The following is a 9,423-nucleotide window of genomic DNA, read 5'->3' as shown; positions in this document are numbered from 1 at the left end:
CCAGTCGGCGCGGTTTAACGCCAGCGTCCCCAGGGCCACATTATTGCGGTAATCCAGCGGATCAACGTCCAGCGCGCGGCGATAATAATCTTCGGCATAGCGACTGGCATGGTTGTACTGCTCCAGATGCTGACCAATAAAATAGAGTTCATCGGTATTAGAAAGCACTTCTGGCAGCGCTGGCGCGACGGCCGCCGATGGCAGTGGTAACTCTTGCGCGATGTGCTCTTCGTACTGCAAAAGCGTAGTGCCATCGGCGCCAGTGACAGTCATCGTTACCCGCGCATGGTTATCGTCAGACACATCAGCCAGCCAGCTTTGTCCGGGCTCCAGGGTCAGCGTATGCTCATAGAACGGTTGTCCATCGGCAGAAAGCGTAATCTGCACGTCGTGCAGCGGCGCAATCGCATAAACGCCCACAGAAAGCTGGTTACTCTCACGTACCAGACGAAGCGCCAACTGCGTACTGGCGTTTTGCACCATGCCCAGTTCGCTGTAGGGCAGGAAGTTTTGTACGAAGACTTTCTCTTCGTACGGCGCAAGCCAGGTGAAATCCGGCTGGTTGTCGGTAAAGACCCCGGTCATCAGTTCAATATAAGGACCGTTGTCATCGGTAAGGTTACGATCCCAGGCAACGCCAAAGTCGCCATAGCCCCAGGTCCACTGTTTTTTCCCTGGCGAAACGTGGTGGTCAGCCACATGTAGCAGCCCGCCTCGCTCACCGTGATGCCATGCACCAACAAAATCATAATCTGATTTTTCAGCCATGTAGGAGGTCGGTACCGGCACGTTTTTGTAGCGCGAGATATCCACGCCAGCCGAGTAGTCCACTTTATAGTATGTGCCGGTGGCGATAGGAAACGCAGAAACATCACGCTTACCGTGGTCAAATACTGCGGTCACATCCGGCGGAAACACGCTCTGGTGGTCGTCGCCGCCCTTCACCGCTGGATTCGCCCACCATAAAAAATGGCGCGGCGTAGCGTTACCGTTAAACACCTTCCCGGTTATCTCGATCAGGGCGCGATCCGGATACAGCGTAAATCCGGTCATCACCTGTAAACCGCGCATAGGTTCTACCTCACCCATCCATACGGTATATTCGCCGTGTTCACCCTGTTGCTGCGTAAAATCCACCGGCATAAAAGTGGTTGGGCGATGATGCTGCGGCCAGTTAAATTCAATGCCACCAGAGATCCACGGCCCAAGCAAACCAACCAAAGCGGGCTTCACCACTTCGTTGTAGTAGACAAAATCGCGCTGCTGTACTTTGTCATACGCTCGATGAATACGCCCGCCTAGCTCCGGCAACAGCATGACGCGAATGAAGTCATTCTCCATCCACACCGCCTTGTAGTCGCGCATTTCACGTTTGCCGGTCAGCGTATCAATCACGCCATACGGATACACCGCGCCAGAAGATCCCTGATAAACCCTTTTCTCCAGAAACATGGGGTTAGCGTCTTCTTCACCCGCCGTCCACGTTGGGAGGGTGATCGTTTCTTGCCAGACTTTAACTGAACCGTACATGCCGCTCTCCACTCAATAAACAAAAGTAAAAATTCAACTTGATGCTATTCTGCGGCAGTTAAGTGGCGCTAAAATGCGCAATGCTCACGCAATACAGTTAAGGGAGTTAAGTGAATGCAGCGTTCGGGGTTCAACAACGCCAGGGTTCGTCAGGCGAATAAACAGATCTTTTTGTCGCACCTGTGGCGGGAAAAGCAGCTCAGCAAGTCACAGCTGGCGCAGCTCACCAGTCTGTCGATCCCGGCGGTCAGCAATATCCTCGAAGAGCTGATGGATGAAAGGAGAATCAGCCACTCGCGAGAAACCTTAAGCCAGCGCGGTTTGAGCAGCGGCAGTTATCATTTGCCAGAAAAAGGCGCATGGACGCTATGTATCAACGTCACCCCTACCAGCATCACCAGTCAACTGGCAGACGCACGGCTGGTTGCCATCGGCGACTGGCGTCATGAGGTCATCAAGCCGGAAACGCCCAAAGCGCTGCTGTCGGCCCTGGCTACACACTGGCGGGAATACCGTCGACAATTTCCCGAGGTCACGATTAATCTGGCGCTCGGCGTTCACGGCCAGGTTGATCCAATCACCGGCGCATCAAAAACCATGCCCCAGGCACCGTGGAAAACACCGGTGGAAATAAAATATCTGCTGGAGGAGATGCTCGGCGTTCAGGTCCGCCTGGACAATGACTGCGTGATGCTGGCGCTGGCCGAAAAATGGCAAAACCCAGCGGCTAACGGTGATTTTTGCGTGATTAACGTTGATTACGGCATTGGCTCATCGTTTGTGATTAACGACAATATCTGGCGCGGTAGTCTGTATGGCAGCGGCCAGATTGGACACACCATCGTTCATCCCGATGGAATTGCCTGTGACTGCGGTCGCTATGGCTGTCTGGAAACGGTGGCGTCATTGAGCGCGTTGAAAAAACAGGCCCGCGTGTGGATGAAATCGCAGCCGACGTCCCTTTACGATCCGGAAACACTCACCACCGACCAGCTTATTACAGCCTGGCAGAACGGTGATGTTCGTATTCAGGCCTGGGCCGAACATGCCGCCAGCGCCATCGGGTTAAGTTTATATAACTTTCTGAATATACTGAATATTAACCAGATATGGTTGTACGGCCGTAGCTGCGCTTTCGGCGATAGCTGGCTTAATACGCTGGTGCAGCAAACGGGGTTTAACCCATTTGATCACGGTGATAACCCGCGCGCCAGGGCGACTCAGATAAGTTTCGGCCAGCTCAATCGCGCCCAGCAACTCATGGGAATTGGCTATCTTTATGTCGAGTCACAGCTCAGCGAGTTGTAACCATTACTCCGCAAGGCTCACCGCTAAACGTTCATGCACCGTGGCGATAAAATCGGTCAGTGCCGGTTTGAGCGATCCTTTTTTCCACGACATCAGCAGCGCAATAGTCGGGGCATCGCCAGCAATAGGGCGAAAAACCACCTGTCCGGTATTAAAATTATTCATATAACCGGGTATCAAAGTGACCCCCAGCCCCATACCGACCAGGTTCATCGTCACCAGAATATTGGTCGCCACCTGCACAATATTGGGCTGGCTTTTCTGCTGCTGAAACCAGTTTTTGACAATCTTCGCTAATACGCCGGAATAAGCGGGATCGGTGCTGACAAAATTGACACCGTTCAGTTGCTGTGCCGATATCGCCTGTTCACTGGCTAACGGATGGTTAACCGGTAGCACTACCACCAGCGGCTCATGAATGAGCTCCAGATACTCCAGTTCCGGGCTGTACACCGGGTGGCGCATTAAGCCAACATCCAGCTCCCCACTCAGGATCTTCTCTTCCTGCTCGGTGGTTATCAGACTCACCAGTTCAATGTGCGTATCCGGCTGCTTTAAACGAAACAAGGGCAGCACCTTCGGTAGCAAATTCACCTCTGCGGAAGGGACAAAACCAATGGCAAAATGGTTGTCTTCCTGCACCGTTTTACGAGCGCGAACTTTGGCGTTTTCCGCCTGCTCGAGGATCGCCAGCGCATCCTGTAAAAAGCACTCACCGGCCGCCGTCAGCGCAACTTTTCGCTTATCGCGCACCAGTAACGAAACGCCTACGCAAGTTTCCAGATCGCGGATCTGACTGCTTAACGATGGCTGGGAGGTATGCAATTTTTCTGCCGCCCGGGTGAAATTCAGCGCCTGCGCCACCGCCACAAAATAGCGTAAGTGCCTCAGTTCCATGCCCTGCTCCTTGTTATCGAAAAAATGTCTCAACTGGTAGAAATTTACTATTTCACAGATTGATAACTAACCAGCAACATCCTTATGGCACAAAAAATGAAGGTCAATACATCTTAGCTTTCAGGATTAAAAAATATGACCACACCCTCAAATTTAGACATCTACCAACTGATCGACACGCAAAACGGTCGCGTAACCCCACGAATTTATACCGACCCTGAAATTTACCAACTGGAGCTGGAACGCATCTTCGGACGCTGCTGGCTATTTCTCGCCCACGAAAGCCAAATCCCCAAACCCGGTGATTTTTTTAACACCTACATGGGCGAGGATGCGGTGGTGGTGGTTCGCCAGAAAGACGGCAGCATTAAAGCGTTTCTCAACCAGTGCCGCCACCGCGCGATGCGCGTCAGCTACGCTGACTGCGGCAATACCCGCGCCTTCACCTGCCCGTATCACGGCTGGTCTTACGGTATTAACGGCGAGCTGATCGACGTCCCACTGGAGCCGCGCGCTTATCCGCAAGGTTTATGCAAATCGCATTGGGGACTGAACGAAGTGCCTGGCGTCGAGAGCTATAAAGGGCTGATTTTCGGCAACTGGGATACCAGCGCACCAAACCTGCGCGACTACCTCGGCGACATCGCCTGGTATCTCGACGGCGTACTCGACCGCCGTGAAGGTGGCACCGAAATCGTCGGCGGCGTCCAGAAATGGACCATCGACTGCAACTGGAAATTCCCCGCCGAACAGTTTGCCAGCGACCAGTATCACGCGCTGTTCAGCCATGCCTCTGCGGTGCAGGTGCTGGGGGCGAAAGACGACGGCAGCGATAAGCGCCTCGGCGACGGTCAGACCGCCCGCCCGGTGTGGGAAACCGCCAAAGACGCACTACAATTCGGCCAGGACGGCCACGGCAGCGGCTTCTTCTTTACCGAGAAACCGGACGCCAACGTGTGGGTCGACGGTGAAGTCTCCAGCTACTACCGCGACACCTACGCGGAAGCCGAAGAGCGTTTGGGCAAGGTTCGCGCCCTGCGTCTGGCTGGTCACAACAACATCTTCCCCACGCTTTCCTGGCTCAACGGTACCGCCACGCTGCGCGTCTGGCACCCGCGTGGGCCGGATCGGGTTGAAGTGTGGGCGTTCTGTATTACCGATAAAGCCGCCTCTGATGAAGTGAAAGCCGCGTTTGAAAACAGCGCCACGCGGGCTTTTGGCCCCGCCGGGTTCCTGGAGCAGGACGACTCGGAAAACTGGTGTGAAATTCAAAAACTGCTCAAAGGCCACCGCGCACGCAACACGAAATTGTGTCTGGAAATGGGGCTTGGCCAGGAGAAACGTCGTGAAGACGGCATTCCGGGGATCACCAACTACATCTTTTCGGAAACTGCGGCGCGCGGTATGTACCAGCGCTGGGCCGATTTGCTCAGCAGCGAAAGCTGGCAGGACGTGCACGAGAAAACCGCCGCGTACCAGCAGGAGGTGATGAAATGAGCGCGTTAGTTTCTCTCGAACTGCATCATCGCATCAGCCAGTTTCTGTATGAAGAAGCGCGTCTGCTGGACGACTGGCAGTTTCGCGACTGGCTGGCGCAGCTGGATGATGACATTCGCTACACTATGCGTACCACGGTCAATGCTCAGACCCGCGACCGTCGCAAAGGCGTACAACCGCCGACGACGTGGATTTTCAACGACAACAAAGACCAGCTCGAACGCCGCATCGCGCGGCTGGAAACCGGCATGGCCTGGGCAGAAGAGCCGCCGTCGCGTACCCGTCATCTGATTAGCAACCTGCAGGTCAGTGAAACCGACGTGCCCGACGTCTTCGCCGTGCGCCTCAACTATCTGCTGTATCGCGCGCAAAAAGAGCGGGACGAGACGTTTTACGTCGGCATGCGCGTGGATAAAGTCCGTCGTTTGCCGGGCAACGAGTGGCGCTTACTGGCGCGCGAGATCGTGCTGGATCAGGCGGTTATTACCTCCCATAACCTGAGTGTACTGTTCTGATGAGTCGTATTTATGCCTGCCCCGTAGGGGATTTGCCGGAGGGTGAAGCCCTCCGGCTCGACACCTCTCCCGTCATCGCACTGTTCAATGTTGGCGGCGAGTTTTATGCCATTAACGATCGCTGTAGCCACGGCAACGCCTCGATGTCGGAAGGTTATCTGGAAGACGATGCCACCGTGGAATGCCCGCTGCATGCGGCCAGTTTTTGTCTGAAAACCGGCAAAGCGCTGTGCTTACCTGCCACCGATCCGCTAACCACCTACGCAGTATATGTGGACGGTAGCGATGTATTTGTTGATATTCCAGAGGACGCCCGATGAGCGATTTACGCGATAACGTGGTTTTTATTACCGGCGGCGGTTCCGGCCTCGGCCTGGCGCTGGTCGAGCGCTTAATTGAAGAAGGCGCGAAGGTCGCCACGCTCGAACTGTCGCCAGCCAAAGTCGCCAGCCTGCGCCAGCGTTTTGGCGAACATGTATTGGCGGTAGAGGGCAACGTCACCTGCTACGCCGACTATCAGCGTGCGGTCGATCAGATCCTCACCGTGTTTGGCAAGCTGGACTGTTTTATTGGCAATGCGGGCATCTGGGATCACAACGCAACGCTGGTGAACACCTCTGCTGAAGCGCTGGAGAGCGGCTTTCACGAGTTATTTAACATCAATGTGCTGGGTTATCTGCTGGGGGCGAAAGCCTGTGCCCCGGCGCTGATCGCCAGCGAAGGCAGCATCATCTTTACCCTGTCAAACGCTGCCTGGTATCCCGGCGGCGGCGGGCCGCTGTACACCGCCAGTAAACACGCTGCTACCGGGCTGATTCGCCAGTTGGCCTACGAGCTAGCGCCTAAAGTGCGGGTGAACGGCGTCGGTCCGTGCGGTATGGCCACCGATCTGCGCGGCCCACAGGCGCTGGGGCAAAGCGATACCTCAATTATGCAGTCACTGACGCCGGAAAAAATCGCCGCTATTTTGCCGCTACAGTTCTTCCCCGACCCAGCCGACTTTACCGGGCCATACGTGATGCTGGCGTCGCGTCGCAACAACCGCACCTTAAGCGGCGTGATGATCAATGCCGATGCCGGGCTGGGTATTCGCGGTATTCGCCACGTCGCCGCTGGTCTGGATCTCTGAGGAGGCGTTATGCACAACAAAATTATTGCTATCGTCGGCGGTGGACAGGCCGCAGCGATGGCGGCGGTAGCACTGCGCCAGCAAGGGTTTGACGGCGAGATACATCTGTTCTCCAATGAGCCGTATCTGCCGTACGAACGCCCGCCATTGTCCAAAGCCATGCTGCTGGACGACGCCCCGCAGCTACAGCCGGTGCTAAACACGGCCTGGTGGCGGGAACACAACGTACAGCTGCATCTGGGCGTTACTGTGCAGACGCTCGGCCGCCAAACGCATCAGTTGGTGCTGGCTGATGGCCAGGTTTATCCGTGGGATCAGCTACTGATTGCCACCGGTGCCGCGGCCCGTCCTCTTCCGCTGCTGGATAAACTGGGCGATCGATGCTTTACCCTGCGCCACGTTGACGACGCGACTCGTCTGCGAGACGCTTTACTCCCCGGTAAATCGATTGTGATAGTCGGGGCGGGCACCATTGGTCTGGAACTGGCGGCCAGCGCGACCCAGCGCGGCTGCCGGGTAACCGTAGTGGAGCAGGCGCCAACGGTGATGGGCCGCAATGCGCCTGCTCCGGTGCGCGACTACCTGCTTGCCCGCCACCAGCAGGCGGGCGTACGGGTGTTACTCAACAGCGCCATTGAACACGCCGAAGCGGGAGAGTTTCTCTCACTGACGCTGCAAAACGGTGAAACTCTCACCGCTGATACGGTGATCTATGGCATCGGTATCGTGGCGAATGATACGCTGGCCCGCGACGCCGGTCTGGAGACGGCTAACGGTATTATCGTTGATACCACCTGCACCACCGCCGACCCGGACATTTTCGCCGCCGGTGACGTTGCGCTCACTCGCCAACCGGACGGTTCACTGCGCCGGGTAGAAAGCTGGGAAAATGCTAACTTCCAGGCGCAGATTGCTGCCGCGGCGATGCTCGGTTTGCCGCTGCCCACTGCCACGCCAGGTTGGTTCTGGACCGATCAGTACAGCGATAACTTACAGTTTGTCGGTGAGATGCAGGGAGAAAGCTGGCTGTGTCGTGGAAACCCGGAGGACGGCAAGGCTATCTGGTTCCAGCTGCGCGATGGAGCGATAATTGGCGCAGCCGCGCTCAACAATGGGCGCGAAGTGCGTGTACTACGTAAGCTGATTCAGTCAGGGCGAGCCATGAGCGAGGAAGCGTTGTGTGATGAAGGCGTGGCACTAAAATCGTTATGATCGTTGTCTGATAAGGCAAAGCCGCCATCGGACATAAAAAAGGCCGCATTCGCGGCCTTTTTCACAGCTAACAATTGACGCTTACGCGTACACCGGGAAGCGTGCGCAGATATCCAGAACTTTACCTTTGACGCGCTCGATTACGGCTTCGTCATTGATGTTGTCCAGCACGTCACACATCCAGCCAGCCAGCTCTTTCGCTTCCGCTTCTTTGAAGCCACGGCGAGTGATTGCCGGAGAACCGATACGGATACCGGAAGTCACAAACGGGCTCTTCGGATCGTTCGGTACGCTGTTTTTGTTAACGGTGATGTTAGCACGGCCCAGCGCGGCATCAGCTTCTTTACCGGTCAGGTTTTTATCAACCAGATCCAGCAGGAACAGGTGGTTTTCAGTCCCGCCAGAAACCACTTTGTAGCCACGGTTCAGGAACACTTCCACCATCGCTTTGGCGTTTTTAGCAACCTGCTGCTGGTAAACCTTGAACTCAGGCTCCATCGCTTCTTTCAGCGCCACAGCTTTCGCCGCGATCACATGCATCAGCGGGCCGCCCTGCGCGCTTGGGAACACCGCAGAGTTCAGTTTTTTGTACAGCTCTTCGTCACCGCCTTTCGCCAGGATCAGGCCGCCGCGCGGACCCGCCAGAGTTTTGTGGGTGGTGGTGGTGACAACGTGTGCGTGTGGAACCGGGTTCGGATAAACGCCTGCGGCAATCAGCCCCGCAACGTGCGCCATATCGACGAACAGGTATGCGCCGATGCTGTCAGCGATTTCACGCATTTTTGCCCAGTCAACAACGCCGGAGTAAGCAGAGAAGCCACCGATGATCATCTTCGGTTTGTGCTCTTTGGCCTGCTTCGCCATGTCTTCGTAGTCAATTTTGCCGGACTCATCAATACCGTAAGGGATGATGTTGTACAGTTTGCCGGAGAAGTTAACCGGGGAGCCGTGAGTCAGGTGGCCGCCTTGTGCCAGGTTCATACCCAGAACGGTATCGCCCGGTTGCAGCAGAGCGGTGTAAACAGCGAAGTTAGCCTGAGAGCCGGAGTGCGGCTGTACGTTAGCGTAGTCAGCGCCAAACAGTTCTTTGGCACGATCGATAGCCAGTTGCTCAACGATATCAACGTACTCGCAACCGCCGTAGTAGCGCTTGCCCGGATAACCTTCAGCATATTTGTTGGTCAGCTGAGAACCCTGCGCCTGCATAACACGCGGGCTGGTGTAGTTTTCGGAGGCGATCAGTTCGATGTGCTCTTCCTGACGTACTTTTTCCTGCTCCATAGCCTGCCACAGTTCGGCATCATAATCGGCAATGTTCATTTCACGCTTTAACAT

Annotated in this window: 9 protein-coding genes; 6 read left to right on the top strand and 3 right to left on the bottom strand. The window is 55.7% G+C overall.

Annotated elements, in window-relative coordinates; all coding sequences use genetic code 11:
• Positions 1–1,530 (bottom strand): DUF5107 domain-containing protein (locus EHN13_RS22340; protein WP_124022101.1); only part of this gene is annotated, 1,530 nt, incomplete at its 3' end.
• A gap of 114 nt (positions 1,531–1,644) precedes the next feature.
• On the opposite strand from EHN13_RS22340, the gene EHN13_RS22335 reads away from it, so the two are divergent.
• A complete protein-coding gene (locus EHN13_RS22335) occupies positions 1,645–2,838 on the top strand; it encodes an ROK family protein (protein ID WP_124022100.1) in 1,194 nt (397 codons plus the stop codon).
• 3 nt (positions 2,839–2,841) lie between these two features.
• Here EHN13_RS22335 and hcaR read toward each other — a convergent pair whose 3' ends face one another.
• Positions 2,842–3,735: a DNA-binding transcriptional regulator HcaR gene (hcaR, locus tag EHN13_RS22330; RefSeq protein WP_124022099.1), complete on the bottom strand. Its 894-nt coding sequence runs from the start codon at positions 3,733–3,735 to the stop codon at positions 2,842–2,844.
• Positions 3,736–3,870: 135 nt separating this feature from the next.
• Here hcaR and hcaE point away from each other — a divergent pair, with 135 nt between their 5' ends.
• Genes hcaE through hcaD form a run of 5 tightly spaced genes read left to right on the top strand, consistent with a single transcriptional unit; the run spans position 3,871 to position 8,088 of the window.
• Positions 3,871–5,232, top strand: coding sequence for a 3-phenylpropionate/cinnamic acid dioxygenase subunit alpha (hcaE, locus tag EHN13_RS22325; protein ID WP_048210906.1), 1,362 nt, complete (start codon positions 3,871–3,873; stop codon positions 5,230–5,232).
• Positions 5,229–5,747 (top strand): 3-phenylpropionate/cinnamic acid dioxygenase subunit beta, encoded by a 519-nt coding sequence (hcaF, locus tag EHN13_RS22320; RefSeq protein ID WP_048210905.1) that lies wholly within the window; start codon positions 5,229–5,231, stop codon positions 5,745–5,747. Before hcaE ends, hcaF begins: the two co-directional genes overlap by 4 nt.
• Complete coding sequence (gene hcaC, locus EHN13_RS22315) at positions 5,747–6,067, top strand: 3-phenylpropionate/cinnamic acid dioxygenase ferredoxin subunit (protein ID WP_061068352.1); 321 nt, start codon at positions 5,747–5,749, stop codon at positions 6,065–6,067. Before hcaF ends, hcaC begins: the two co-directional genes overlap by 1 nt.
• A complete protein-coding gene (gene hcaB, locus EHN13_RS22310) occupies positions 6,064–6,876 on the top strand; it encodes a 3-phenylpropionate-dihydrodiol/cinnamic acid-dihydrodiol dehydrogenase (protein WP_124022098.1) in 813 nt (270 codons plus the stop codon). Before hcaC ends, hcaB begins: the two co-directional genes overlap by 4 nt.
• Before the next feature lie 9 nt (positions 6,877–6,885).
• Complete coding sequence (gene hcaD, locus EHN13_RS22305; protein ID WP_124022097.1) at positions 6,886–8,088, top strand: phenylpropionate dioxygenase ferredoxin reductase subunit; 1,203 nt, start codon at positions 6,886–6,888, stop codon at positions 8,086–8,088.
• Between the two features lie 81 nt (positions 8,089–8,169).
• On the opposite strand, the gene glyA is transcribed toward hcaD, so the two are convergent.
• A complete protein-coding gene (glyA, locus tag EHN13_RS22300) occupies positions 8,170–9,423 on the bottom strand; it encodes a serine hydroxymethyltransferase (protein ID WP_003037627.1) in 1,254 nt (417 codons plus the stop codon).

Origin of the sequence: Citrobacter youngae, assembly GCF_003818115.1 — a bacterium.
Taxonomy (GTDB): domain Bacteria; phylum Pseudomonadota; class Gammaproteobacteria; order Enterobacterales; family Enterobacteriaceae; genus Citrobacter; species Citrobacter youngae.
The sequence above is the reverse complement of the archived record's forward strand: the minus strand, read 5'-3'. Positions and strand labels throughout refer to the sequence as shown.

Excerpts from the sequence above, each read along its gene's own strand:
- EHN13_RS22335 (WP_124022100.1), top strand. The coding sequence starts at position 1,645 with ATGCAGCGTTCGGGGTTCAACAACGCCAGGGTTCGTCAGGCGAATAAA.
- hcaR (WP_124022099.1), bottom strand. The coding sequence starts at position 3,735 with ATGGAACTGAGGCACTTACGCTATTTTGTGGCGGTGGCGCAGGCGCTG.
- hcaE (WP_048210906.1), top strand. The coding sequence starts at position 3,871 with ATGACCACACCCTCAAATTTAGACATCTACCAACTGATCGACACGCAA.
- hcaF (WP_048210905.1), top strand. The coding sequence starts at position 5,229 with ATGAGCGCGTTAGTTTCTCTCGAACTGCATCATCGCATCAGCCAGTTT.
- hcaC (WP_061068352.1), top strand. The coding sequence starts at position 5,747 with ATGAGTCGTATTTATGCCTGCCCCGTAGGGGATTTGCCGGAGGGTGAA.
- hcaB (WP_124022098.1), top strand. The coding sequence starts at position 6,064 with ATGAGCGATTTACGCGATAACGTGGTTTTTATTACCGGCGGCGGTTCC.
- hcaD (WP_124022097.1), top strand. The coding sequence starts at position 6,886 with ATGCACAACAAAATTATTGCTATCGTCGGCGGTGGACAGGCCGCAGCG.
- glyA (WP_003037627.1), bottom strand. The coding sequence starts at position 9,423 with ATGTTAAAGCGTGAAATGAACATTGCCGATTATGATGCCGAACTGTGG.